The sequence below is a fragment of the Burkholderia theae genome (assembly GCF_048565265.1).
In the GTDB taxonomy this organism is placed as follows: domain Bacteria; phylum Pseudomonadota; class Gammaproteobacteria; order Burkholderiales; family Burkholderiaceae; genus Burkholderia; species Burkholderia theae.
Genome location: NZ_CP183462.1, coordinates 851,237 through 876,465 on the forward strand (window position 1 = coordinate 851,237; position 25,229 = coordinate 876,465).

Here is a 25,229-nt window from a genome sequence, read left to right on the forward strand (position 1 = left end):
CGGCCCGGCGGGAGGCATGGTGACCCGCCCGAACCTGCGCACCCAGGTTGCGCTGTGGCTGCTGCTGCCGCTGCTCGGCCTGCTCGCGCTCGACTCGTGGCTCACGTACCAGCGCGCGATGAGCGCCGCGCACGTCGCGTTCGACCGCACGCTGTCGTCGTCGCTGAAGTCGATCCGCGAAGGCGTGCGGCTCAACGACGGCGAAATCGAGGTCGACCTGCCGTATCTCGCGCTCGAAATGCTCGAATCGAGCGACGGCGGCAAGATCTACTACCTGATCCGCGAGGACAACGGCCACACGATCACCGGCTACCCGGACCTGCCGCTGCCGCAGGGGCGCGACGCGGGCGACGGCGCGCTGTTCGTCACGCGCTACTACGACGTCGTCTATCGCGGCGAGCAGTTGCGGATGGCCGCGCTGCGCATTCCGGTGCACGACGTGCCGACCGCACAGTCGCGCATCGTGTGGGTGATGGTCGGCGAGACGATCGAGGCGCGCCAGGCGCTCGCGCGCGAGATCCTGGTCGGTTCGCTGCTGCAGGAAGGGCTGCTCGTCGTGCTCGCGCTCGGGATCGTATGGCTCGGCGTCGGGCGCGGGCTGCGGCCGCTGAACCGGCTGTCGGCGACGGTCGCCGCGCGCAGCGAGGACGACACGACGCCGCTCGACACGGGCGCGATGCCGAGCGAGCTGACGCCGCTCGTCGATTCGATCAACCAGTACATCGGCCGCACCCAGCGCATGCAGGTCGCGCGGCGCCGCTTCTTCGCGGATGCGGCCCATCAACTGAAGACGCCGCTCGCGGCCGTGCAGGCCGGCGTCGAGCTCGCGCTGCGGCCCGACGAGCAGCCGCGCGCGAACGCCCACCTGCGGCGCGCGAACGGCGCGGTGCGACAGGCCGCGAAGATCGTCCAGCAATTGCTGTCGCTGTCGCGGCTCGATTCGGACAGCGGCCACGCGGTCGCGCGCAAGCCGGTCGAACTGCACCGGCTCGCGCGCAGCGTGACGCTCGACTGGTCGCCCGTCGCGCGCGCGCGCGACATCGATCTCGGCTTCGAACACGAGGCCGACGTCGACGTGCATGGGCAGTCCGACCTGCTCGGCGAAATGATCGGCAACCTGATCGACAACGCGATCCGCTATGCGGGCGATCGTGCGGTGATCACGGTGCGCGTGTCGCGCGACGGCGAGCATGCACGGCTCGACGTGATCGACAACGGGCCGGGCATTCCGGCCGACGAGCGCGACGCGGTGTTCGAGCGCTTTCATCGCGGCAGCAAGACGCAGACGGTCGAAGGGACGGGGCTCGGGCTGTCGATCGTGCGGGAGATCGCACGCGTGCACCAGGGCACGGTGGCGCTGGCCGATGCGGGCGGCGGCGGGCTGATCGTCACGGTGGCGCTGCCGATCAGCCTTTAGAAACACATTTCGGAATGTGTTTCCCGGATGGCGATGGATATGCGGAGCGCAGGTGATTATCTGCGCCATTATGCACAGTCGCGAGATTTCATAAAATCGAGATATTCAATAATGGAATTGAGTATTTTTATACTCACATGACATGCTGCTATTTATAACAGCTACAAATTCCGATTATCCGACCTAAGCTGAATCAGCCGTTCAATGCACGGCGTCGTCTCGTTAATTCAGGGATGAATCGTAATTTTCCACAATTATGTGAGGGAAAGGCCATGGCCACGACACTCGATGAAGAAGTTCTGCCGGAGATTTTCGTCAAACGATTCAGAATCAGCGGTGGGCAGGTCACGTCAGGAAAGGGACATGCGCCGGCCATCCAGTTTGCCGCCGCTTTCCACCCGGAACTGGATCATCCGTCGGGCTCGCTGCAAGGCTCCGGCACGATTGTCTGGGCTCATCGGCCCAATAACGTGACCAGAATCACGATCGGCGGAAACTATACCTACTTCCCGTCAAAGGAAGAGGAAAGCGCGTCCGCTCTTCTGGTACGGTCGCTTTTGCTGCACGTGCATGGTTACGTCGGCGGAATCATTCCCGTCAACAAGTATCATGGCATCCCGCCGGCACTGTTTCCGGTGCTGGATTTGTCGTCCCTTATTCCGCAGGGTTCGAAAACCGGAACGGCCAGTTATACGAGCGTCGATCCCCAAAATCCGGAAGAAAAGATCACGGTGAGCGACGCAAAGATTACGGAACTGTGATTCCAGCGGAAATCAATCGACACATTGTCTGAAATCGAATCCGGTGGCGCATTGCGGTAAACGATCGCATGCGCCGCCTTCCGATTCAGCGCCTTGTGCCATTCATGCGGGTTCGCGATTTGTTAATCGCCGAACCCGATCTCCGCTTCGAGCGGCTGGCCGATTTCGAGCCACGCACCCGCGCCTTCGACGACGATCGCATTGATGCCGAACGTCAGCGCGTCTTCGTAATTCGGATTCGCGCGATAGGTCTGCATCGTGTCGGTCGGCTCGTGCGGCCATGCCGGATCGGGTGCGGCGGTGGCCTGGTCGATCGTCGGCATCGGGCAGCGCGTGCACAGCTTCACGAGGCGCAGCCGCACGGGCGTCGCGCCTTCGGTATCGAGGTGCTCGACGAAATCCTCTTCGTACGCATCGAGATCCGACACGACGATGTTCGGGCGGAAGCGGTTCATCGGAATCGCCGGCGCGCCTTTCGCGGCGAGCCGCGCGTTCAGGTCGTCGAGCGACGACTGGCCGATCACGAGCAGCGGATAGCCGTCGGCGAACTGCGTGTGCGTATCGATCTCGCCGGTCCATTTGCGGTTGCAGCCGCGGCGCGCGTCGGCGCCGAAGCGGGCGAGCTTCGCCGGCGTGCCGAGGAATTCGGTGAGCCACGCGGCCGTTTCGGCGCCCGTGTCGATCGCGTCGACAGTGTCACGCCAGACGGTCGCGGCCATTTTCGGCGTGGCGGGCGACGCGTCGCCGTCGAGCGGCGTGCGGATCTCGCGCATGCCCGGCGCATTCAGCACGAGCGCGTCGCTGTCGAGCGCGGTGCGGATCAGCGCGAGGCGCGGGTGCGTGCGCTGCGTGATCATCTGCCCGTCGCGATCGGTGATCAGCCAGTGGCGGTCGTAGGCGAGGCCCGTTTCGAGCAGTTGCGCACGCGTCAGCGCGATGCCGGCACAGGATTTGATCGGGTAGACGAAAAGTTCGCTGATGGCTGGCATGGCGCTGGCTTCGAATGACGTGGAGAGTCAAATCGCGATTGTGCCAGATCGGGCCGAAGCCGTTTGGCCGGTTACGCGAGCGGGAAGCCCGTGTCGAACGTCGTGCGCACGTCGAGCGGCTGACGCAGCAGCCCGGCCTTCAGGTAGAAGTCGGCCGTGCGTTGCTGCCCGGCGATCACCGTCGCGTCGATCGGCAACCAGCGCGTGTTGCGGCGCTCGAACTGGAGCTTCGCGGCGGCCGGCGGAATGCCGATGATGCGCGCGAGCGCCGCGGAATACGCGTCGACATGCCGGTACGACCACGTCTGCGCGCGCACGACGCGCAACAGGAAATCGTGCAATACGTCGCGCTTCGACGCGATCGCCGCGTCGGTCGCCGCGACATAGCTGAGGCCCGACCACAGTCCGCGGCCGTTGACGAGCACGCGCGCGCGGCCGCTCGTTTCGGCGAGCGCGGTATAGGGCTCCCACGTTGCCCACGCGTCGATCGATCCGGTCGCGAGTGCAAGCATCGTGTCGGCCGGCGGCAGGAAGCGGAACGACACGGCGTCCGGCGGCAGGCCGGCCGCGTCGAGCGCCTTCAACGTTACGAAATGGCCGATCGAGCCGCGCGTGGTGCCGATGCGCTTGCCCTTCAGGTCGGCCGCGCTTTTCAGCGCCGCGTCGGGCTGCACGAGCACGGCCGTGCCGTACGGATCGGAACGGTTCGCGCCGATCACCTTGATGCGAGCACCCGACGCGAGCGCGAAGATCACCGGCGCGTCGCCGATCGGCCCGCAGTCGACGGCGGCCGCGTTCAGCGCTTCGGCGAGCGGCGCGGCGGCCGGGAACTCGGTCCATGCGATGTCGTACGCGAGGCCGTTCAGTTCGCCGGCCGCTTCGAGCAGCGCGCGCAGCCCGCCTTTCTGGTCGCCGGCGCGCAGCAGCGGCCGTGTGCCCGATTGCGCGCGCAGCGCGGCCGGGGCCGCGGCGATCGTGGCGAGGGCGCTCGCTTGCGCGAGGAAATGGCGTCGGGTCGGATTCATCGTGAAGTTCGGTCGGTCGGAGAAAGGGTTCGGGAATTCAATGCGGGAGTCCGGCCTGCACGTCGCGGACGGGTTCCGTGTCGACGCGCAGCAGCAGCGCGGTCAGCGGATCGCCGGTCGCCGACGCCGCGGCCGGCCGTGCGGCGGCGTCCGAGCGGCACAGCAGGTCGGCGTCCGACCAACCGGCGCTGCCCGGCAACGCGCGCGCCCGCAGCCAGCCGCGACGATCGGCGAGCAGTTGCGTGCCGCCGAGCGCATCGGGCGCTAGGCCCGCGATCGTCGCGAATGCGAGCCATGCGTCGGGCGTCGACGCGACGCAGTTGGCCGCACGCGTGCCGGTTGCGGGCGGCATGGATGCGCCGCGTGCCGTGACGAGCAGGGTCTGCCAGCGCGGGTCTTCCGGCGGCGCTGCGACGCCCGGCGCGAGCGCGACGATGCGCACCCGCTGGCCTTCGCGCCAGTGTTCGAGTGATTGGGGCGCGGCGTCGCCGCAGCGCACATCGAGCGTCGGCAGCGGGACGGGCACGGGCCACGCGCCTTCGGCTCGCGCGCCGCTGCCCGCGGAAAGCGCCTTCAGGTAGTCGAGCACGGCCCACGTGTCTTGCGGGCCGAGCGTGGCCGCAAAGCCGGGCATCGTCGACACGCCGTGTTCGTCGCGCGTGCCGTGGCGCACCCGCCAGAACAGTTCGCCGTCGAGGCGACGGGCGAGCAGCGCGCCGGCGAAGGTCGGCGGCCAGTGCGCGAGCGTGGCCGCGAGCGGCCCTTCGCCACGGCCGTCCGCGCCATGGCAGGCCGCGCAGTGTTGCGTGTAGAGATGCGCGCCGCGCACCACGTTCGACACCGAAAACGGCGCGGGATCGCGCTGGAAACTCGTCGGCACGGCGGGCGAGAGCCACAGCGACGACGGCGGCCAGGGCGCGAACCAGGCAACGGCCAGCGCGGCGATCGCCGACGCGAAACGCCCCTTGCGCGAAACGAGCGCGACGCACGCGAGCACGACGGCACACGCGGTCGCCGCCAGCGCGAACGCCAGTTGCCGCGTGAGGCCCGCGTCGATGCGCAGCGTCTCGAGCGCGATGCGGTGCGCCCATGGCCACGCGGCCTGACCGTCGGCGTCGCCCGTGAGCCCGAGCATGTGCAGCACGCGTGCCAACGCGAGTTGCGCGCGATACAGCCCTTGCAGGAACACGAGCGCCCAGTCGGCGAACGGCGGCGCGTTCATCGGCCGCGCGCCCGCCGCGTGGCGGCCGATCGTCGAACGGCAACCCGCATCTACCAGCTCGCATCGAGCCCGAGATGCCGCAGCGCGTCGTGGCGCAGTGCCGCGAGGCGCGGGTCGCCGCGATGGCGCGGGTAGGGCAGGTCGACATGCAATTCGGCGACGATCCGTGCGGGACGCGGCCCGAACACGATCACGCGCTGCGCGAGGAACAGTGCTTCCTCGACATCGTGCGTGACGAGCAGCGCGGAGAACCCGTCGCGTTGCCACAGCGCGGTCAGCTCGCCCTGCATCGTGAGCCGCGTCAGCGAATCGAGCTTGCCGAGCGGTTCGTCGAGAATCAGCAGGCGCGGATCGTTGACGAGCGCGCGGGCGAGCGCGACGCGCTGCGCCATCCCGCCCGATAGCTGATGCGGGAACACGTTCGAGAATTCCTGCAGCCCGACGCGCGCCAGCGCATCGTCGACGCGATGCTGTGCGACGCGCGCCACGCCGCGCGCTTCGAGGCCAAGTGCGACGTTCGCGCGCACGCGTCGCCACGGGTACAGCGTCGGGTCCTGGAACACGACGATGCGCGACGGATCGGGGCGCTCGATCGGCACGCCATCCTGCGCGATCGTGCCTTGCCGTGCGGCGTCGAGGCCCGCGACAAGGCGCAGCAGCGTCGATTTCCCGCAGCCGCTCGGGCCGAGCAGCGCGACGAATTCGCCGGCCGCGACCGACAGCGTGACGTCGTCGAGCACCGGCAGCGGGCCGCCGGGGCCGTCGAACGCATGGCTCACGCGGCGGATGTCGATGCGCGCGCCGCGCGGCGCCGTGATGATGGGCGCAGCGGTAACGGACGGTTCGAGTACGGCGGTGCTCACCATTTGACGGTTCCTTTCTGCCACGCGAGCACGCGGTCGCGCACCGCGAACAGCAGCGCGATCAGCCCGGAAAACAGCAGCGCCATCACGATCAGCGCCGCATACATGTTCACGTACGATGCCCAGCCTTGCGCCCAGCTCAGGTACCAGCCGAGCCCCGACTTGACGCCCATCATCTCGGCGACGACCAGCACCGTGAACGACGCGCTCAGCCCCATGAAGATGCCGACGAACACGTGCGGCAGCGCGGCCGGAATCGCGACGCGCAGCACGAGGAAGCGCGCGTTCGCGCCGAGCGTGCGCGCGACGTCGTAGTACTGCCGGTTGACGCTCGCGACGCCGGACCACGTCAGCACGGCGACCGGGAAGCCGGTCGACAGCGCGATCAGGAACGCGGCGGCCGAATAGCTCGACGGGAAGAAGTAGAACGTGAGCGGCAGCAGCGCGGTGGCCGGCACGGGGCCGAGCACGCGCAGCACCGGATGCACCCAGTAGCCGATCCGGCGCGACCAGCCGATCGACACGCCCACCGCGAAGCCGACCGTGACGCCGTACGCAAACCCGAGCGCGAGCAGTTTCAGCGTGTTGCCGGCGCTGCCGAAGAGGCGCGGCCAGTCGTCGACATAGACCTCGATCAGCGCCTGCGGCGGCGCGAAGAACGGCGTCGGCAGCCAGCCGGTTTTCGCGGTGACGATTTCCCACGCGGCGAGCACGAGCGGCAGCGCGACGAGCCACGGGCCAGCCGGACGCACGCGTGCGAGCCGCGTGCGGGTGGCGGGGACGAGATGGCCGAGCGTCGCGGCGGCGAGCAGCAGCGCGCCGATCGACCAGGCGGCCGTGCCGAACGTGTCCGTGTACGCCCAGTCGCTGAAGCCGACGATGCGGTTCGGCCACAGTTGCGTGAGCGCGCCGAGCGCGGCCCACGCGAGCGCGGCGGCGATGCCGGTCGGCCAGGTCCGTGCACGGCGGGCTTCGGCGGCGAGCGTGGCTTCGCACACCGTGCATGCGGCTCGCGCGGATGCGGTGGCGCTGGGTGCGGATGCGGTGCGTGCGGGGGAAGCGTGTTCGATCGTCGACATCGCGTCACCCCAGCACGTTCGCATAGACCTGCTGCGCGAAGCGCTGCGGGTCCGTGCTTTTCTTCAGCACGCTGATGCGGCGGAAATCGTCCGCATAAAACGCGATTTCCTGCTGCAGATCGACGTTGGTCGGGTGATGCGTGTAGGTGAGCGTCGCGTAGAGCTTGCGCAGATCGTCGGGGCTGATCTTCGGCGAATACTTCGCGAACACCTTCGCGGCCTCGTTCGGGTTGTCGTGCGTGTACTCGGTGGCCTGCACGATCGAGCGCGCGAGCGCGGCAGCCGACGGCCGGTCGTTGCGCACGAGGTCGCCGCGCGCGCCGATCACGCAGCACACCTTGCGCGCGTACTCGCCGGACAGGTTCGTCGCCAGTTCCGTATACGCGCCATTGCTGCGCTTTTCGAGCAGGAAGAGATTCGGGTCGCCGTCGGCGATCGCGTGGATCTCGCCCTTGTCGACCGCGACGCCGAGCAGGTCGGCCGGATACTGCCGCCACGTGATGTCGCGCTCGGGATCGATGCCGTTCTTCGCGAGCAGGATCGAGAAGAAATGCTTGCCGGGCGCGGCGAGATCGCTGACGCCGACCGTCTTGCCCTTCAGCGCCTGCAGCGTCGTGACGCCGGCCGCCTTCGCGCCGAGCAGGCGCACGCAACCGCCGTGCGAGCTGCCGATGATCTTCACGTCGAAGCCGGCTTCGAGCGGCTTCAGCCAGCGGTGGATCATCCCGACCGCTGCATCGGCCTTGCCGGTCGCGATCGATTCGAGCAACTGGTCGGTCGACCCGCTGTAGTTGATCAGCTCGACCTTCAGGCCGTTCTTCTCGAAGAAGCCGCGTTCCTGCGCGACGACGATCGGCGTCAGGCAGAACGCGTTCTGGTTCCACGCGAACGTGAGTTTCTTCAGCGGCGGCGCGGACCAGGCCTTGCGGCCGAGCGTGATCGCCGGCGCGGCAAGCGCGGCGGCACCGGCCGCGCGCAGCAGCCTGCGGCGCTTGTCGTCGTGCGCGTCGGTGGGCGCGGGTGCGGTGGTTCGGGTCATGTGGTCGGGTCTCCGGTCGTGCGGAAAGGCGCTCAGTCGAGCAGGTCGGGTTCGTCGGCGACGACGCGCGCGAACAGGCTGTCGAATGCATGCAGCGCGCCCTCGGGGCCGCCGATCTGGCCGTGCGTGTGGCGCGCGGTCGCGTGATCGATCGGCTGCGGCGTGCCGGCCGCTTCGGCCAGCAACTGCGTGTGCGCGGCATTGTCGAGCGCGATGTACCACCATGCGGCGGCCTCGACCGTCGGGCCGGCGGTCAGGATCCCGTGGTTCTTCAGGATCACGCCCTTGTGCGTGGTGCCGTCCGGTTTCGCGAGCGCATCGGCGATCCGCGCGCCTTCGCTCGTGTCGACGACCATCCCCGTGAAGTCGTCGAACAACGCGTGATCCTCGTAGAACACGCAAGCGTCCTGCGTGAGCGGATCGAGCGGGCGGCCGAGCGTCGACCAGGCCTTGCCGTAGGTCGAATGCGTGTGCGCGGCGGCGACGATGTGCGGATGCGCGTCGTGAATCGCCGCATGGATCGCGAACGCGGCCTTGTTCAGCGGGCGCGTGCCGATCGCGGTTTCGCCATGCGCGTTGACGAGCAGCAGGTCGGACACCTTGATCTGCGAGAAATGCACGCCGAGCGGATTCACCCAGAAATGGTCGGGCAACTCCGGATCGCGCGCGGTGATGTGGCCGGCGAGGCCCGACGCGAAACCGAAGCGCGCGAACAGGCGGAACGCGGCCGCGAGCCGCTCCTGCCGGTGGCGGCGTTCGGCGGCGACGTCGATGCGCGGCGCGGGCGGGTCGAACCAGAAATGCTGGCGCGGCGCGTCGGCGAGCACGAGGCCCGATGCGGTGCGGACGGGCGAGGAAAGAACGGCGGACATGGCGTATCGCTCCGTTGGCGTCATGCGGCGCGCCGTGCCGCGTCGCGTTCCGCGACAGCGCTGCGCACGCGCGGAATCAGTTCGCGGCCGTAGTCGATCGCGTCCTCGAGCGGATCGAAGCCGCGGATCAGGAACGTCGTCACGCCGAGGTCGTAGTAGTCGAGCAGCGCGTCGGCGACCTGTTCGGGCGTGCCGACCAGCGCCGTCGAATTCGAGCGTGCGCCGGTGAGCTTCGCGATTTCCGTCCACAGCCGCTTGTCGACCCGCGAGCCGCGTTCGGCCGCGGCCAGCAGGCGGCGCGCGCCTTCGCTCTGCTGCGGGCCGCCGGCGCCGAGGCCGGCCGCTTCGCGCAGCCGGCGCGTTTCGTCGAGGATGCGGTGCGCGCGCGCCCATGCTTCGTCCTCGGTCGCGGCGAGGATCGGGCGGAACGACACGGAGAACCGCACCTGCCGGCCGTGCTGGGCGGCTTCCGCGCGCACGCGTGTCGTCAGGTCGCGCACCTGGTCGAGCGATTCGCCCCACAGCGCATAGACGTCCGCGTGCTTGCCGGCCACCGCGAGCGCGGCTTCCGATGCGCCGCCGAAATAGATCGGCACGTGCGGCTGCTGGAACGGCTTCACTTCCGAAAAGCCCTGTTTGAACCGGTAGTGCGTGCCGTCGTGATCGAACGGCTGCGCTTCGGTCCAGATCCGCCGCAGGATGCCGAGGTATTCGTCGGTGCGCGCATAACGCGCGTCGTGGTCGAGGAAATCGCCGTCGCGCTGCTGCTCGCTGTCCGAGCCGCCGGAGATGAAGTGCACGGCGAGCCGGCCGCGGCTGAACTGGTCGAGCGTCGCGATCTGCCGCGCGGCGAGCGTCGGCGCGGTGAAGCCCGGCCGATGCGCGAGCATGAAATGGATGCGCTCGGTCGCGGCCGCCGCGAACGCGATCGTCAGCGTCGCCGACGGGCCGGTCGAGTGATGCGGCACGAGGATCCGGTCGAAGCCGGCCGTTTCGTGGGCGCGCGCAAAGTCGCGCACATAGTCGGGATCGACCACGGGGCCGGACGCCGGATGGATTTCCGACTGCTTCTGGCTCTGGATCATGCCGATGAATTCGACGCTCATCTGGGTCTCCGGTGCAGGGACGTCCCGGCGCACGGCCGGGCAGGAATGGAGCGCAGGTTAACGCCGCGATCATGCGGAATGGAAATAATCAATCCCGATTTGAATATCAGATTTGCATGGTTTGGGCGGGTGCGCGGTGCGCATACGCTGTGGGCTCACGAACGATCGGGCGCGCGTTGGCGCCGTATCGTGCGCCGCGCATCGCGTGCCGATCGATCATCGCCATGGCCGGCATTGCCGCGCTTGCACTACCCAGGGAATCCGTCTCGATGTCCGCCAGCCTTGCCGCTTCCTCGCCGTCGCCGCAGCCGCCTTCGCTGCGTCTCTTGCCTGCCGACACGGCCGACGCTGCCGACGCCGCGCGCGTCGCCGCGCTGCTCGACCGCCTCGCGCCCGAACTCGCCGCCGATGCGGCCCGCAACGACGTCGACGGCCGTTTTCCGCACGAGAACTTCGCGCGGCTGCATCGCGCGGGGCTGATCGCGCAGGTCGTGCCGCGCGAACATGGCGGCGCCGGTGCGACGCTCGCGCAGGCGAGCCGGATCGTTGCGGCCGTCGCGCGCGCCGATCCGGCGACCGCGCTGGTGTTGACGATGACGTATCTGCAGCATCGCGCGCTCGGCCGCGCCGACAACCGCTGGCCGGCACCGGCACGGCGCGCGGTGTTCGACAGCGCGGTCGCGCACGGCGCGCTGATCAACGCGCTGCGCGTCGAGCCCGCGCTTGGTTCGCCGTCGCGCGGCGGTCTGCCGGAAACCGTTGCACGCCGCGATGGCGACGGCTGGCGGCTGTCCGGCCACAAGCTGTACAGCACCGGGATTCCGGCACTGCGCTGGCTGGCCGTGTGGGCGCGCACCGACGAGCCGGAGCCGCGTGTCGGCGTGTTTCTCGTGCCGCGCGACCGCGATGCGGATGGCGATCGGATCCGCGTGATCGAAAGCTGGAATCACCTCGGCCTGCGCGCATCGGGCAGCCACGAGGTCGTGTTCGACGACGTGCGGCTGCCGGCCGATCACGCGGTCGACGTGCGCGCGCCGCAAGCTTGGGCCGTGTCCGCCGCGACGCATGCGGATGCCGACGCACAGGCCGACCAGCAGGCGTGGATGGTCGCGCTGCTCGGCAGCCTGTACGACGCGGTGGCACGCGCGTCGCGCGACTGGCTGACCGGATTCGCGACGACGCGTGCGCCGAGCGGGCTCGGGGCGCCGCTCGCGACGCTGCCGCGCGTGCAGGAGGCGGTCGGCGAAATCGAGGGCTGGCTGCATACGAACCGCGTGCTGCTCGACGATCACATCGCGCGCACCGACGCGGGCGATGCGCCGTCGGTCACGACCAGCGGCCTCGTCAAGCGGACGGTGACCGAGCACGCGATCCGTGCGGTCGAACAGGCGCTGAAGCTGTCGGGCAATCACGGACTGAGCCGCGGCAACCCGCTCGAGCGTCACTATCGCGACGTGCTGTGCAGCCGCGTGCATACGCCGCAGGACGATGCGATCGCGGTGGCGGCGGGGCGCGAGGTGCTCGAAGCGGCGAGCCGGGGCGAAACGAAGGGTGAGGCGGGCGGGACGTCACGCCACGAGGGCGAACGCGGTCGAAACGATGCGTGAGCGGTGCAGGGCTGCCGCGCAGGCAGACAGGGCGATGCCATGCAGACACCGCCCCATACGGTCACGCAGCCTTGCCGTGCGTCTGTTCGGGCAACGCGAACGCGGTGCGCGCATGCGCGGCGACGGCCGCGAGCGGCGCGTCGAAACGGGCCGCGTCGTGCCGGCGCAGCAGCCACAGATCGATCTGCGGCTTGAAATCGGCGAGCGACACGATGTCGAGCGCATCGCGCAGCGGGCTGCCTTCGACGAGCGGCAGCGGCATCAGCCCGACGCCGAAGCCGTTCGCGACGCTCTGCAGTTGCAGGTCTCGGCCGTAGGTGTCGAGCGTGACCGGCATCGGCAGGCCCTGTGCGTCGAGCGCACGCCGCAAGCCCGCGCGAAAACCGCAACCGTCGGGATTGAGCACCCAGCCGCGTGCATGGCAATCGGCGAGTCGGTAGCCGCGGCGCGGCCAGTCGCCCTTGCGGCCGACGACGACGAGCCGCGTGGCCAGCAATCGCTCGCCTTCGACCTGCGCCGGCAGCACCATCTCGCGCGCGAGGAACACGAGCGCCGCATCGAGCTCGCGGCGGGCGACGCGCTCGACCAGCATGCCGCCCCACGCGGTCGTGACCTGTGTCGCGAGCGCCGGCCACTGCGCGGCGAGTTCCGCGATCAGCGCGGGCAGCATCAGCTCGCCGAGCCCCTGCGTGAGCCCGATCCGGAATTCGCCGGCGGGCGGCTGCTCGCCGGCCGTCAATTCGCGCAGCGCATCGACTTCGCGCAGGATCGCGCGACACTGCTCGAATACCCGCCGGCCGATGTCGGTCGGGCGCGGCGGTTTCGTGTTGCGATCGAGCAGGATCACGCCGAGCGCTTCCTCGAGATTCTGGACGCGCCGCGTGATCGCCGGCTGCGTCATCCCGAGCTCGGCTGCGGCCTGGCTCAGGGTCTGGCAGCGGACGACCGCTGCAAAAGCGTCGATATCGCTAATTTTCATGTTTGTTCTGCATGGTCTTTCGGGTGCATCATGACGATCCATCATATTCGGCATCATATTCGAGGAGCCAGTCGATGAGTACGCTTTCGTTGCATCAGACGCCGCTGCGTCCGTTCGTCGACGCGCTGGGCGCACTGCTCGCGTCCGGCGCGAACGAGGCGCGCATTCTCGACGAGGGCGGTGCGCTGCTCGCCGCGCTCGTCGCACACGACGACTGGTTACCCGACGCATTTGCCGAGCCCGATCCGGCGCGCTATCGGCAGTACCTGCTGCATCTCGACCCGGACGAGCGGTTCTCGGTCGTCAGCTTCGTGTGGGGGCCCGGCCAGACGACGCCGATCCACAACCACACGGTGTGGGGGCTGATCGGGATGCTGCGCGGCGGCGAGTTCTCGCAGCCGTACCGGTTCGGCAAAGCGGGCAAGCCCGTGCCGTTCGGCGAAGCCGTGCGGCTGGAACCGGGGCAGGTCGAGGCCGTGTCGCCGCGCATCGGCGACGTCCATCGCGTGACCAACGCATTCGCCGATCGCGTATCGATCAGCATCCACGTGTATGGCGCGAACATCGGCAAGGTCGAGCGCGCGGTGTTCCTGGACGACGGCACCGTGAAGCCGTTCGTGTCGGGCTATTCGAACGCCTGACGCCGGGCCCGCTGGCGTGGCCCGTTGCGGGCGTGCGCCGGCAGGCTCAAGATTCATCCGTTTTGTTTTCTTCACCGACTTCAACCGAATCAGACAGAGACATCGTGACGCAATCCGCCGATTCCACCTCCCGCTTTCCCGTCGCGTCGTATCAGGACGTGCGCGCGCGCCTGCTTGCCCGCGACGAGATCGCGCTGATCGACGTACGCGAGGAAGATCCGTACGCGCAGGGCCATCCGCTGTGGGCCGCCAACTTTCCGCTGTCGAAACTCGAACTCGACGCGTGGACGCGGATTCCGCGCCGCGACACGCCGATCGTCGTGTTCGGCGAAGCGGGCGGCGAGGATCTTGCGCCGCGCGCGGCCGCGAAACTCGCGCAGCTCGGGTATACCGACGTGCGGCTGCTCGACGGCGGCCTCGCGGGCTGGGTTGCCGCGGGCGGCGAGCTGTTCATCGACGTGAACGTGCCGAGCAAGTCGTTCGGCGAATGGGTCGAGGCGGAGCGGCATACGCCGTCGCTGTCCGCGCAGGAAGTGCAGGCGCTGATCGACGCGAAGGCCGATGTCGTGATCGTCGACGCGCGCCGTTTCGACGAATACCAGACGATGAACATCCCGACCTCGACGAGCGTGCCGGGCGCGGAACTCGTGCTGCGCGTGCGCGCGCTCGCGCCGAACCCGGCGACGCAGGTGGTCGTCAATTGCGCGGGCCGCACGCGCAGCATCATCGGCACGCAGTCGCTCGTCAACGCGGGGCTGCCGAACCCGGTCGCGGCATTGCGCAACGGTACGATCGGCTGGACGCTCGCCGGCCAGACGCTCGAGCGTGGCGCCGCGCGCCGCTTTCCGGATGAAATCGACGCGACGCAGCGCGCCGCTGCGCGCGAGGCCGCGCGTGCCGTGGCCGAACGTGCGGGCGTGCCGCGCATCGCGCTCGCGGACGTCGCCGCGCTCGACGAGCCGGGCCGCACGCTGTACCGCTTCGACGTGCGTACGCCGGAAGAGTACGAGGCAGGCCACCTGCCGGGCTTCCTGAGCACGCCGGGCGGCCAGCTCGTGCAGGAGACCGACCATCATGCGGCCGTGCGCGGCGCGCGGATCGTGCTCGCCGACGACGACGGCGTGCGCGCGGACATGACTGCGTCGTGGCTCGCGCAGATGGGCTGGGACGTGCGCGTCGTCGAGCCGGCCGGCGCGGCGGCGTTCGGCGAGCGCGGCCAGCCGCCGCGCGACGTGCCGGTCACGCCGGCGGCGACCGACGTGTCGCCCGCGACGCTCGCGGGCTGGCTGAAGGAAGCCGCGCCCGGCGAACTGGCGATCGTCGACGTGACGGCCAGCGCGAACTACGTGAAGCGCCATATCCCGGGCGCCTGGTTCGTCGTGCGTGCGCAGTTGCGCGACGCGCTCGCGGCGATCCCGCCCGCGAAGCGCTACGTGTTCACGTGCGGATCGAGCCTGCTTGCGCGGTTCGCGGCCGCCGACGCACGCGCGTTGCTGCCGGCTTCGGCCGACATCTCGGTGCTGACCGGCGGCACGGCTGCCTGGATCGACGCCGGGCTGCCGCTCGAAAGCGGCGAGACGCGCCTCGCGTCGCCGCGCGTCGATCGCTACCGGCGCCCGTACGAAGGCACCGACAACGCGGCTGCCGCGATGCAGGCGTATCTCGACTGGGAATACGGGCTGGTCGACCAGCTGAAGCGGGACGGCACGCACCACTTCAACGTGATCTGACGGATGCGGCACGACCGGGCGCGGCACGTTGCGCGCCGCGCCCGGTTACCGCATGTTCGGCGCGTCCGGCGCGATCAGCGCTTGAACGTATCGACGGCCGTGCGGCCGACGGCCGGATCGTCGGTGAAGAAGCCGTCGATGCCCGCGCGCAGGTAGGCCTGGATCTCGCGCACGGAGCCGGCTGTGTTGCGCGTGCTCGGCGTACCGCCGTCCTTCAGCGATGCGGGAAGGAAGTTGTTCTCGGGGCGGAACGTGTACGGATGCACGACGAGGCCGGCCTCGTGCGCGTAGCGCACGTACGGCGTCGGCTGCTGCAGCGTGCCGTCCGCGGCAACCGCGATGATCGACGTCTTGTACGGGCCGACGCCGTTCGCATAGGTCGCGATCTCGCGCATGCCGTCGCGCGTCGACAGGTCGCCGTAGGTGCGCTTGTCGTTCGCCTTCACGAAGTCGTACGGGCGCTGGCCGGCTTCGTCCATCAACTGCACGAGCTTCCAGTTCGGCTGGCTCGACTTGATCCGGTTGCGGATCGTCTTCAGGTTCGCGACCTCGAACGACTGGATATAGACGGTCGCGGTACGCGACGTGTACGCATCCTTCAGCAGCGCGTCGACGAGGCGGTCCTCGAGCGGCAGGTTGATCGACTGGAAATAGGTCGGATGCTTGGTTTCCGGATACAGGTGGATCGTGCGGCCGGTCTGCGCGGACATCTGCTTCGCGAGCGCAACGATCTCGTCGAACGTCGGAATCTCGAACTGGTCGTTGTACGCGGTGTTCGCGGGGCGGACCTGCGGAATGCGCTCGCGGGCGCGCAGCGTCTTCAGCTCGGCCAGCGTGAAATCCTCGGTGAACCAGCCCGTCAACTGCGCGCCGTCGATCGTCTTGGTCGCCTTGCGGCTCGCGAACTGCGGCAGTACCGACACGTTCGTCGTGCCCGAGATCTCGTTTTCGTGGCGCGCGACGAGCACGCCGTCGCGGGTCGACACGAGGTCGGGCTCGATGACGTCCGCACCGTCCTCGATCGCCTTGCGGTATGACGCGAGCGTGTGTTCGGGGCGCAGCGCGCTCGCGCCGCGATGGCCGACCACCTGGACCTTCGCGGAAATCGGCTGCGTGGGATCGGACGTCAGATCGTCGTTGCCGCCGCACGCGGCGAGCAGGAACGTGGCGGCACAGGCGAACGGGACGTAGCGCAGGGCGCTCGGGCGCTTGAGGAGCATGTCGATGAACCTTCGAAACGGGAGTCGGAAAAGGGCGGTCGTTCCGCCGGTACGGCTGTCATGTCGCACCGGACGGAATCGAACGGGACGCGATCGTCGCATCGAATAATTACATATGTATTACTTGTGTCTTTCTATTTTGTTCGAGACGTGATGCACGCAGTAGAAGGGGGCACGGCGGCCGTGCGCGCACCGCAATCCGGCCGTCGCCGGGAGGTCGCGCGCCGGATGCACTAAACTTGCGGGAATTTTGCATCGCCGCACCGGGGCCGACGCCCGCCTGGCGTGACGATGCGGCGACTCGCGGGCCGGCGCGGGCGCCCGGCGCTCTGTGCGTCCGAGGCGCGCGCCGGCCGATTTTTTCCGACCCATGACGACCCATACCGATCCCGCCTATCTGCTCGGCGAGCTGCTGAAGAACGTTTCCCGCTCCTTCTACCTGACGCTGCGCGTGTTGCCCGACGGCATGCGCGCCCCGGTCGGCCTCGCGTACCTGCTCGCGCGCGCGGCCGACACGATCGCCGACACGGCGCTCGTTGCACCCGACCGCCGGGCGGCGTTGCTGACCGACCTGCGTGACGAGATCGAACGGCTCGGCGACGGCGCGGCGCTGTCGCGTTCGCTCGAGGACGTGACGCGGATGCAGACGGATTCGCACGAACATGTGCTGCTCGGCTCGATGGAGCCGATGCTCGCGCTGCTGCGCGCGCAGCCCGACGCGGACCGCGCGTCGATCCGCAAGGTCGTCGCGACGCTCACGTCGGGTATGGAGTTCGACCTGCGCACGTTTCCCGACGAGCAGTCGGGGCAGGTCGCGTCGCTGCCGACGCGCGACCTGCTCGACCGCTACACGTATCTCGTCGCGGGCTGCGTGGGCGAGTTCTGGACCGACATGACGGGCGCGCACACGCGCGCCGCACGCAACTGGGATCTGCCGGACATGCGCGAGAAGGGCATCCGGTTCGGCAAGGCGCTGCAGATGACCAACATCCTGCGCGATTGCGCGAAGGATCTGCGCATCGGCCGTTGCTACCTGCCCGACGACGTGCTGGGCGCGCACGGGCTCGTCGTCGCCGACCTGATGCAGCCCGATGCGTCGGCGCGTGCGCGCGGCGTGCTGGTCGACTTGCTGCGCGTCGCGCTCGACCAATATCGCGACGCCTGCCTGTACACGCTCGCGATCCCGCGCCGCTTCGTGCGGCTGCGGCTCGCGTGCCTGTGGCCGATCATGATCGGCCTCGAAACGCTCGAGCTGCTGGCCGGCCACGATGCGTGGCTCGACCCGGCGCAGCCGGCCAAGGTGCCGAGAAAGCGCATCTACCGGATCATGGCGTCGTCGCTCGCGCTCGTCGGCTCGAACGCGGCGATTCGCGCACGCATGACCGCGCTCACCGATGCGGTGACTGCGCGGCTCGTCCAGCCCGCATCGCGTTGAATCTCGCCGGCGCGGTGCGCCGGCATCCCCTTCGGCCCGCGTTCGCCGGGCCGCTCCCGTTCGATCTCCCGTGTGCGGACTAAAACGTTTTCATGATTTCGTTTCCCGAAATGTGGGTGTCATGAATGTCAGCGATCCTGCGCGGCGGCGTGAATCGGATGTCAGGTCCCGATCGCGCATTTGTAAGATGAATTTATGCCGAAGGCGTCTGACGACATCGGACGGTCGTGTTACACCAGTAAAAATGTAAAGCTAGGGTTTTCACCGGGAAAGGCCGGAAATGCCCGTCGCGTAAGCGTTTTCAGGTGTTATGTAACCGCTTGGTGAACCCGCGCGTTGCGTCGATCATACGATGACCGACTGCACATGTTGGGAAACAATCGGTAATCCGTCAGAATTGCGCCGGCATGTACTCGCACATGTGTCAGTCATAAAACCACACCAGAAAAGAAATCATTCTTTGAGGACGGAGAATCAATGAAAAAGCGCGTCGCTTTCGCCATGACGGCAGTTGGCCTTGCAGCCGCTACCGCCGCCCACGCCCAGAGCAGCGTGACCCTGTACGGTATCGTCGATAACGGTATCGCTTGGCAGAACAACTCGTCGGCAGTCGGTGCGACCACGGGCGGTCACTCGAAGGTGCAGATGTCCACCGGCGTGTGGGCAGGCAGCCGCTTCGGCCTGAAGGGCAGCGAAGATCTCGGCGGCGGCACGAAGGCGATTTTCCAGTTGGAAGCCGGCGTCAACACGGCTAACGGCTCGTCGCAGTGGACCAACGGCATCTTCACGCGTCAGGCATGGGTCGGTATGACCAACGCGACGTACGGTACGCTGACGGCCGGCCGCCAGTACACCGCGTACTACACGCTGCTGTCGCCGTACAGCCCGACGACCTGGCTGACCGGCTATTACGGCGCGCACCCGGGCGATATCGATTCGCTGGATACCAGCTACCGCGCGAACAACTCGCTCGTCTACATGTCGCCGAAGATCTACGGCTTCACGGTCGGCGGTTCGTACTCGTTCGGCGGCGTCGCAGGCGCGACGAACCGTGGCTCGACGTGGAGCGCGGCGATCCAGTACCTGAACGGCCCGGCAGGCATCGCGGTCGGCTACCAGAAGGTCAACAACGCGACGCTCGGCGGCGGCGTGTGGGGCGCGAACTCGACGGTCCAGAACGGCCTGACGGCGACGGGCGACGGCAACCAGCCGGCTGTTTCGTCGATCAACAACGGTTATGCAACCGCGCAATCGCAGCAACGCGTCGCTGTGACGGCGGGCTACCAGTTCACGCCGGCATGGGACATTTCGGCGTCGTACTCGAACGTCCAGTACACGCCGGGCACGGGTTCGTTCTTCAAGAACACGGCAATCTTCAACACGGCAGGCGCCGTGCTGCACTGGAAGGCAGCGGCTCAGTGGGACTTCGCGGCAGGCTACTCGTACACGGCGGCAACGCAGTCGAACGGTATCTCGAGCGCGGCCAAGTACCACCAGGTCACGCTGTCGCAGTACTACAGCCTGTCGAAGCGCACGGGCCTGTACGCAGTTGAAGCTTGGCAGCACGCGAGCGGCAACACGCTGAACGGCAAGGGCAACGCGATCATCTCGGCGACCACGTCGATCGGTGACGGCGTGGGCGCAGGTTCGAAGCAGAACCAGATCGGCCTCGGCGTCGGCATGATCCACCGCTTCTGATGTCGCGCGGCGCGCGAGCGCCGCTTACGGCATGCGGTATGAAGAAACCGGCCTTCGGGCCGGTTTTTTTTATTGGCGGGACGTATTGCGCGCAGTGCAGGTTCCTTCACTGGCGGGCATCGAATGGAAGCAGGGAGCGACGGCAGTCGAGCCTGACAGATGCGAGCATCATTCGATGCATGGCGAAGTGTTCGGCCAGTGCCAACGCCGTCCTGCCCGTCACTGCGCGGCCTCATCCGTCCAGCTCCCCGCCAGCGCCTGGAACAGCGCCGCCGTATCGGCAAGCCGGTCGGCCTGCGCGCGGGTGCGGTCGAGCGCCGTCTGCAGCGCCTGCCGCTGCGCGTCGAGCAGATCGAACGTGCTGATCCCGCCTGCCGCGTAACGGTCGCCGGCGATCGCGTTGCTTGCCGCGGCTTCCCGCGCGGCGCTCTCTCTCGCCTGCAGTTCGGCCGCGTCGTGTTCCACCGCGCGCATCGCGTCGGCCACTTGCTGCAACGCCTGCAGCACGGTTTCCCGGTAACTCGCGAACGCGGCATCGTACGCCGCTTCGGCCGCGCGTTTCTTCGCGCGCAGCTCGCCGCCGTGAAAGAGCGGCTGCGTCAGACCGAGGCCGACATTCCAGACATTGAGCCCGCTCACGATATCCGCGACACGCGTGCGCTCCGAGCCGATCCCCGCCGTAATCGAAAAACGCGGATACAGGTTCGCGGTGGCCACGCCGACGTTCGCGCTCGCCTGGTGCAGCATGGCTTCCGCCGCGCGGATGTCCGGCCGTTCTCGGGCCAGCGTCGACGGCAGCGCGACGGGCAGCGTGCGCGGCAGCGCGAGCGCATCGAGCGCGAGATCGGGCAGCACGGCGTCGGACGGCGGCGTGCCGAGCAGGATCGCGAGCCGGTGATCGGCCTGCGCAAGGCGAACCGCGAGCGGCGGCAGCGACGCCCGCGTCTGCGCGAGCAGCGCGCGTTGCGCATGCACGTCGGCCTGCGACACGCCGCCCGCCGCGAAGCGCGCTTCGACGATGCGCAACTGCCGCGCCTGCGCGTCGACGAGCTGCCGCGTGAGCGCGACCTGCTGCGCGAGCGACGCGCGCAGGATTGCCGTGGCGACGACGTTGCCCGCGAGCGTCAGGCGCGCGGCGTCGAGCGTGAACGCCTGATAGTCGACCTGCGCGCGCAGCGCTTCGAGTGCGTGCCGGTTGCCGCCGAACACGTCGAGCGCGTACGACACGCTCACCGATGCGTCATACAGCGTGAACGGCCCCGGATTCGGCACGTTGGCCGGCAACCCGAACGCGGTGGTGTCGACTTGCTCGCGCGTGGCGGACAGGTTCGCGTCGACGCGCGGCAGCATCGTCGCGCCGGCTTCGGCCGCATGGTTCTGCCGCGCTTCGTCGAGCCGCGCGCGGGCTTCGGCGAGCGTCGGGCTGTTTTGCCACGCGGTGTCGACGAGCCGGTTCAGCGGGGCGGAGCCGAACTGCGTCCACCAGCGTTGCGGCGTGTGCGTGGCGGATGCGAACGTCTGCGCGTCGCCGGCCGGGCCGGCGGTGGCGGCCGTCGTCGCGGGCGGCTCGCCGTGCGTGTAGTGCTGCGTGGCCGGCGCATCGGGTGTGCGGAAATCCGGCCCGACCGCGCATCCGGTGACGAGCAGCACCGCAGCGGCCAACGTCAAGCCGCGGGCAGTGATGAGGGCGCGATACGAAGCCGGTTTCATCGCGTGCCGCCTAATCGAGCGTGCGCCGGTAAAAGCGCAGCGCGACGCCCATCACGACCACGGTGAACAGTGCGACCGGCCACACCGACGGCCACAGGTCGGCCCAGCCGTTGCCCTTCAGCAGGATGCCGCGCACGAGGCGGTTGAAGTAGGTGAGCGGCAGCAGGTTGCCGACGAACTGCGCCCACTTCGGCATCCCGGCGAACGGGAACATGAAACCCGACAGCAGGATGTTCGGCAGGAAATAGAACACCGCGAGCTGCATCGCCTGCAACTGGTTCTGCGCGAGCGACGACAGCGTGATGCCGACCGTCAGGTTCGCGGCGATGAACAGCAGCGCGGACAGGTAGATCGCGAACACGCCGCCGACGAACGGCACGTCGAACACGAACCGCGCGGCCGCGAGAATGATCGACACCTGGATCAGCCCGATGAACACATACGGGACGATCTTGCCCGTCATCACCTCGAGCGGCCGCACGGGCGTCGCGAGCAGGTTCTCCATCGTGCCGCGTTCGCGTTCGCGCGTGATCGCGAGGCCCGTCATCATCACCATCGTCATCGTCAGGATCACGCCCATCAGGCCCGGCACGACGTTGTACTGCGTGATCCCTTCGGGGTTGTACAGCCGGTGCAGCACGATGTCGAACGCGGCCGGGCGGCCGTTCAGGTGAGCGAGCGGCCCCGTCAGGTCCTTGTCCGCGACGGGCTGTACGAGGCCCGGCAGCGCGCCGATCGCCGACGCGGTCGCGACGGGGTCGGTCGCGTCCGCTTCGACGAGCAGCGACGGATGCTCGCCGCGCAGCAGCCGCCGCGAGAAATCGGCCGGCACGCTCAGCACGAACTGCACGTCGCCGCGTGCGAGCGCATGCCGGCCGGCCGCCTCGTCGGGCAGCGTCTCGACGATGTCGAAGTACGCGGAATTGCGCATCGCGGCGATGAAACTGCGCGCGAACGGGCTCGAGTCGGCGACGATCACCGCGGTCGGCAGGTGCTTCGGATCGGTGTTGATCGCGAAGCCGAACAGCGCGAGCTGGATGATCGGCACGCCGACGATCATCGCGAACGTCACGCGGTCGCGGCGAAGCTGCAGGAATTCCTTCAGCACGATGCTCCACCAGCGCGCGACCGAGAACGATTCGCGCAGGCCCGCCCACGCGTTCATGACGACGCTCCGCCGGGCGGCCCGGAGGCGCGGCCCATCATGTAGATGAAGACATCCTCGAGCCCGGTGTCGATCGGCGCGACCTGCAGCGCGCCATTCCCGTCGGCCCGCGCCGCGACCTGCGCGAGCGTCGCGTCGAGCAGCGCGCGGTCGCGGCCGCTCACGTGCAGCGCCGAGCCGAACACGACCGTCTGGTCGACGCCCGGCATCGCGTGCAGCCGCGCGGACAGTTCGGCCAGGCGCTCGCCGGTGATCGAGCGGGTCGACAGTCCCTGCGACGCGACGATCTCCGCCGACGTGCCCTGCGCGAGCAGTTCGCCGTACGCGATATACGCGAGCTTGTGGCAGCGCTCGGCCTCGTCCATGTAGTGCGTGCTGACGAGCACCGAAATCCCTTGTGCGGCCAGCCGGTGCAGTTCTTCCCAGAAGGCGCGGCGCGCGGCCGGGTCGACGCCGGCGGTCGGCTCGTCGAGCAGCAGCAGTTCCGGCTCGTGCAGCATGCAGGCGGCCAGCGCGAGACGCTGTTTCCAGCCGCCCGACAGCGCGCCCGTGAGCTGGTCTGCGCGGCTCGCGAGGCCGAGCCCGTCGAGCGCGCGCGTAACAGCCGCCTTGCGGTCGGGCATCCCGTATACGCGTGCGACGAAATCGAGATTCTCGCGGATCGACAGGTCTTCCCAGTACGAGAAGCGCTGCGTCATGTAGCCGACGCGCCGCTTGATCTGCGCGCTGTCGCGCACGATGTCGTAGCCGAGGCAGGTGCCGCTACCCGAGTCGGGCGTGAGCAGGCCGCACATCATCCGGATCGACGTCGTCTTGCCGCTGCCGTTCGGCCCGAGAAAGCCGAAGATCTCGCCGCGCGCGACGCGCAGCGACACGTCCTTCACGACGTGCTTGTCGCCGAAACGCTTGTTCAGGCGATCGACGTCGATTGCGTACGGAGCGGCCGGCGCGTTCATTGCATCCTCACGGCGACGGGCTGGCCCGGATGCAGCTTCGGCGCGTCGGCAACGGCCGGACGCGCCTCGATCATGAACACGAGCTTGGTCCGGCTCTCGTTGCTGTAGATCACGGGCGGCGTGTATTCGGCCTCGCTCGACACATAGGTGATGCGCGCGGGCACGTCGGCCGTGCAGCCGTCGCAGCGGATCGCGACCGTGCGCCCCGGCGCGAGCGATGCGATGGCGGCTTCCGGCACGAAGAAGCGCACCTTCAGGTTTTGCGGCGGCAGCATCTGCACGACCGGATTGCCCGCCTGTACCCATTCGCCGACGCGGTACAGCGTGTCGTACACGCGCCCGGCGGCGGGTGCGGCGACGCGCTTCTGGTCGAGCTTCCATTGCGCGGCGGCCACCGCCGCCTGCGCGGCGTCGACCTGTGCGGCCTGCGCGGCGAGCTGCTGCGCGCGGCCCGGCAGGCGCGCGACGTCGACCTGGTTGCGCAGCTCGCGCGCCTGCGCGGCGGTGGTCTGCGCGGACGTGCGTGAATCGTCGAGCTGCTGCTTCGACAGGCCGCCGGCCGCGTACTGGCGTTCGTCGCGCGTGAGTTGCGCGGCGGCCCGCGCGGCCTGCGCGGTGGCCTGGGCGAGCTGCGCCTGCGTGACCGCGACTTCCGGCGGGCGCTTGCCGGTCTGCAGGTCGGCAAGCTGCGCGCGTGCCGCCGCGAGCTGATGTTGCGCCTGCAGCAGCGCGTCCGTTTCGCTGGCGGCTTCGAGCGAGAACGCTGGCGTCCCGGCGGCGACGGCCTGGCCGCGCTCGACCGACAACTGCGTCAGCGTGCCCGATTGCGACGACGACAGGTACACGAATTCGCCTTCGACATAACCCTGGTAGGTCGTGGCGTGGTCCGTCGACCGTCCGCAACCGGCGAGCAGCGCGACGGCGGCGGCCAGTACGAGCGGCAACGCGCGGGTGGCGTTCATGACCGACTCCGCGGTGCGGCGGCCGGCGGCTGCAGGCCGGAACCGAGCAGCGCGCGGACGTGCCGGTGCAGCACGTCGCGGTCGATCGGCGGCAGGCCGCGCGCGCTTTGCCACAGCTTCGCGGTCGCGAGCGGCAGCATCACGAGCGCGATGATCGAATGGAACAGGAACGCGGGTTCGAGCGCGGGGTTCAGCGTGCCGGCCTGCTGCGCGCCACGGATGCGTTCGGCGAAACGCCCGACATGCTCGAGCGGAATGCGCCGGACCATCCGCTCGCGCAGCAGCCCGCCTTCGTGGATGATCTCGCGCAGCCAGATCGACGGCAGCCACGGCATGCGGTGCGTGACGTCGAAGAAGCGGTCGACGAGTTCGGCGACGAGCGCGAACGGATCGTTGTCGATCTGCGGCTCGGTCGGCCGCCACACGAACGCGATGGCCTGCGCGATCCGTTCCTCGACGATCGCGTCGAGCAGCTGTTCGCGGTTCGTGAAGTAGTAGTGGACCATCGCCGACGTGACGCCGGCGGCGGAAGCGATCTGCGCGACCGTCGTCGCGGCGATGCCGCGCTCGGCGAACAACTGCGTCGCGACGTCGAGCATGTGGTCGCGCAGGTCGAAATCGCTTACCGACGGGCGGCGCCCGCGCGGCTTGGCGACGGTGGATTTCGCGTTCATGAAATCGACGCTAATTGATGAGTTAGTTAATTTCAAGGAAGGGTTTTCGCCGTCCTTGATCGGGATCAGGCGAGCGTCG

22 protein-coding genes are annotated in these 25,229 nt (G+C 68.7%); 7 read left to right on the forward strand and 15 right to left on the reverse strand.

What is annotated here, in order from left to right:
* Nucleotides 1-16: 16 nt before the first annotated feature.
* Together ACN22W_RS21300 and ACN22W_RS21305 are read left to right on the forward strand one after the other, a co-directional pair.
* Complete coding sequence (locus tag ACN22W_RS21300) at nucleotides 17-1,417, forward strand: sensor histidine kinase N-terminal domain-containing protein (RefSeq protein ID WP_419689299.1); 1,401 nt, start codon at nucleotides 17-19, stop codon at nucleotides 1,415-1,417.
* A 272-nt stretch (nucleotides 1,418-1,689) separates the two neighbouring features.
* Nucleotides 1,690-2,178 carry a hypothetical protein gene (locus tag ACN22W_RS21305; protein WP_419689300.1) on the forward strand — a complete coding sequence of 163 codons (489 nt, stop codon included), beginning with the start codon at nucleotides 1,690-1,692 and terminating at the stop codon, nucleotides 2,176-2,178.
* Nucleotides 2,179-2,300: 122 nt separating this feature from the next.
* On the opposite strand, the gene ACN22W_RS21310 is transcribed toward ACN22W_RS21305, so the two are convergent.
* The 8 genes from ACN22W_RS21310 to ACN22W_RS21345 all read right to left on the reverse strand — a co-directional run bounded on the left by ACN22W_RS21310 (nucleotide 2,301) and on the right by ACN22W_RS21345 (nucleotide 10,373).
* The gene (locus tag ACN22W_RS21310) at nucleotides 2,301-3,167 is read right to left on the reverse strand and encodes an MOSC domain-containing protein (RefSeq protein WP_412024667.1); all 867 of its coding nucleotides are present in this window, start codon (nucleotides 3,165-3,167) and stop codon (nucleotides 2,301-2,303) included.
* Nucleotides 3,168-3,238: 71 nt separating this feature from the next.
* A complete protein-coding gene (locus tag ACN22W_RS21315) occupies nucleotides 3,239-4,192 on the reverse strand; it encodes an ABC transporter substrate-binding protein (RefSeq protein WP_419689301.1) in 954 nt (317 codons plus the stop codon).
* Between the two features lie 37 nt (nucleotides 4,193-4,229).
* Nucleotides 4,230-5,414, reverse strand: coding sequence for a c-type cytochrome (locus ACN22W_RS21320; protein ID WP_419689302.1), 1,185 nt, complete (start codon nucleotides 5,412-5,414; stop codon nucleotides 4,230-4,232).
* 50 nt (nucleotides 5,415-5,464) lie between these two features.
* On the reverse strand, nucleotides 5,465-6,280 hold the full coding sequence (locus ACN22W_RS21325; RefSeq protein WP_419689303.1) for an ABC transporter ATP-binding protein: 816 nt from the start codon (nucleotides 6,278-6,280) through the stop codon (nucleotides 5,465-5,467).
* Nucleotides 6,274-7,356, reverse strand: coding sequence for an ABC transporter permease (locus ACN22W_RS21330; protein WP_412024664.1), 1,083 nt, complete (start codon nucleotides 7,354-7,356; stop codon nucleotides 6,274-6,276). The genes ACN22W_RS21325 and ACN22W_RS21330 overlap by 7 nt, the downstream gene beginning before the upstream one ends.
* 4 nt (nucleotides 7,357-7,360) lie before the next feature.
* On the reverse strand, nucleotides 7,361-8,395 hold the full coding sequence (locus ACN22W_RS21335; RefSeq protein ID WP_193100663.1) for an ABC transporter substrate-binding protein: 1,035 nt from the start codon (nucleotides 8,393-8,395) through the stop codon (nucleotides 7,361-7,363).
* 32 nt (nucleotides 8,396-8,427) lie between these two features.
* Complete coding sequence (locus tag ACN22W_RS21340) at nucleotides 8,428-9,267, reverse strand: class II aldolase/adducin family protein (RefSeq protein WP_412024663.1); 840 nt, start codon at nucleotides 9,265-9,267, stop codon at nucleotides 8,428-8,430.
* Nucleotides 9,268-9,287: 20 nt separating this feature from the next.
* Entirely contained in the window at nucleotides 9,288-10,373 is a 1,086-nt protein-coding gene (locus tag ACN22W_RS21345) for an LLM class flavin-dependent oxidoreductase (RefSeq protein WP_419689304.1), read from the reverse strand.
* A gap of 269 nt (nucleotides 10,374-10,642) precedes the next feature.
* Here ACN22W_RS21345 and ACN22W_RS21350 point away from each other — a divergent pair, with 269 nt between their 5' ends.
* Nucleotides 10,643-11,980, forward strand: coding sequence for an acyl-CoA dehydrogenase family protein (locus tag ACN22W_RS21350; RefSeq protein ID WP_419689305.1), 1,338 nt, complete (start codon nucleotides 10,643-10,645; stop codon nucleotides 11,978-11,980).
* A 61-nt stretch (nucleotides 11,981-12,041) separates the two neighbouring features.
* Here ACN22W_RS21350 and ACN22W_RS21355 read toward each other — a convergent pair whose 3' ends face one another.
* On the reverse strand, nucleotides 12,042-13,016 hold the full coding sequence (locus ACN22W_RS21355; protein WP_419689306.1) for a LysR family transcriptional regulator: 975 nt from the start codon (nucleotides 13,014-13,016) through the stop codon (nucleotides 12,042-12,044).
* Between the two features lie 17 nt (nucleotides 13,017-13,033).
* Here ACN22W_RS21355 and ACN22W_RS21360 point away from each other — a divergent pair, with 17 nt between their 5' ends.
* Nucleotides 13,034-13,600 (forward strand): cysteine dioxygenase, encoded by a 567-nt coding sequence (locus tag ACN22W_RS21360; protein WP_129517267.1) that lies wholly within the window; start codon nucleotides 13,034-13,036, stop codon nucleotides 13,598-13,600.
* A 104-nt stretch (nucleotides 13,601-13,704) separates the two neighbouring features.
* The gene (locus ACN22W_RS21365) at nucleotides 13,705-15,330 is read left to right on the forward strand and encodes a rhodanese-related sulfurtransferase (RefSeq protein ID WP_419689307.1); all 1,626 of its coding nucleotides are present in this window, start codon (nucleotides 13,705-13,707) and stop codon (nucleotides 15,328-15,330) included.
* A 74-nt stretch (nucleotides 15,331-15,404) separates the two neighbouring features.
* Here ACN22W_RS21365 and ACN22W_RS21370 read toward each other — a convergent pair whose 3' ends face one another.
* On the reverse strand, nucleotides 15,405-16,550 hold the full coding sequence (locus ACN22W_RS21370; protein ID WP_412024659.1) for a glycerophosphodiester phosphodiesterase: 1,146 nt from the start codon (nucleotides 16,548-16,550) through the stop codon (nucleotides 15,405-15,407).
* Nucleotides 16,551-16,920: 370 nt separating this feature from the next.
* Between ACN22W_RS21370 and ACN22W_RS21375 the strand changes: the two genes are divergently transcribed.
* Together ACN22W_RS21375 and ACN22W_RS21380 are read left to right on the forward strand one after the other, a co-directional pair.
* The gene (locus ACN22W_RS21375; RefSeq protein WP_419689308.1) at nucleotides 16,921-17,985 is read left to right on the forward strand and encodes a phytoene/squalene synthase family protein; all 1,065 of its coding nucleotides are present in this window, start codon (nucleotides 16,921-16,923) and stop codon (nucleotides 17,983-17,985) included.
* A gap of 477 nt (nucleotides 17,986-18,462) precedes the next feature.
* Entirely contained in the window at nucleotides 18,463-19,683 is a 1,221-nt protein-coding gene (locus ACN22W_RS21380; protein ID WP_419689309.1) for a porin, read from the forward strand.
* Between the two features lie 219 nt (nucleotides 19,684-19,902).
* Here ACN22W_RS21380 and ACN22W_RS21385 read toward each other — a convergent pair whose 3' ends face one another.
* Genes ACN22W_RS21385 through ACN22W_RS21405 form a run of 5 tightly spaced genes read right to left on the reverse strand, consistent with a single transcriptional unit; the run spans nucleotide 19,903 to nucleotide 25,150 of the window.
* Nucleotides 19,903-21,393: an efflux transporter outer membrane subunit gene (locus tag ACN22W_RS21385; protein ID WP_419689310.1), complete on the reverse strand. Its 1,491-nt coding sequence runs from the start codon at nucleotides 21,391-21,393 to the stop codon at nucleotides 19,903-19,905.
* A 10-nt stretch (nucleotides 21,394-21,403) separates the two neighbouring features.
* The gene (locus ACN22W_RS21390; RefSeq protein WP_419689311.1) at nucleotides 21,404-22,558 is read right to left on the reverse strand and encodes an ABC transporter permease; all 1,155 of its coding nucleotides are present in this window, start codon (nucleotides 22,556-22,558) and stop codon (nucleotides 21,404-21,406) included.
* A complete protein-coding gene (locus ACN22W_RS21395) occupies nucleotides 22,555-23,514 on the reverse strand; it encodes an ABC transporter ATP-binding protein (protein ID WP_419689312.1) in 960 nt (319 codons plus the stop codon). Before ACN22W_RS21395 ends, ACN22W_RS21390 begins: the two co-directional genes overlap by 4 nt.
* Nucleotides 23,511-24,476 (reverse strand): HlyD family secretion protein, encoded by a 966-nt coding sequence (locus ACN22W_RS21400; protein WP_419689313.1) that lies wholly within the window; start codon nucleotides 24,474-24,476, stop codon nucleotides 23,511-23,513. Before ACN22W_RS21400 ends, ACN22W_RS21395 begins: the two co-directional genes overlap by 4 nt.
* Nucleotides 24,473-25,150 carry a TetR/AcrR family transcriptional regulator gene (locus ACN22W_RS21405; protein WP_419689314.1) on the reverse strand — a complete coding sequence of 226 codons (678 nt, stop codon included), beginning with the start codon at nucleotides 25,148-25,150 and terminating at the stop codon, nucleotides 24,473-24,475. The genes ACN22W_RS21400 and ACN22W_RS21405 overlap by 4 nt, the downstream gene beginning before the upstream one ends.
* Nucleotides 25,151-25,229 lie beyond the last annotated feature (79 nt).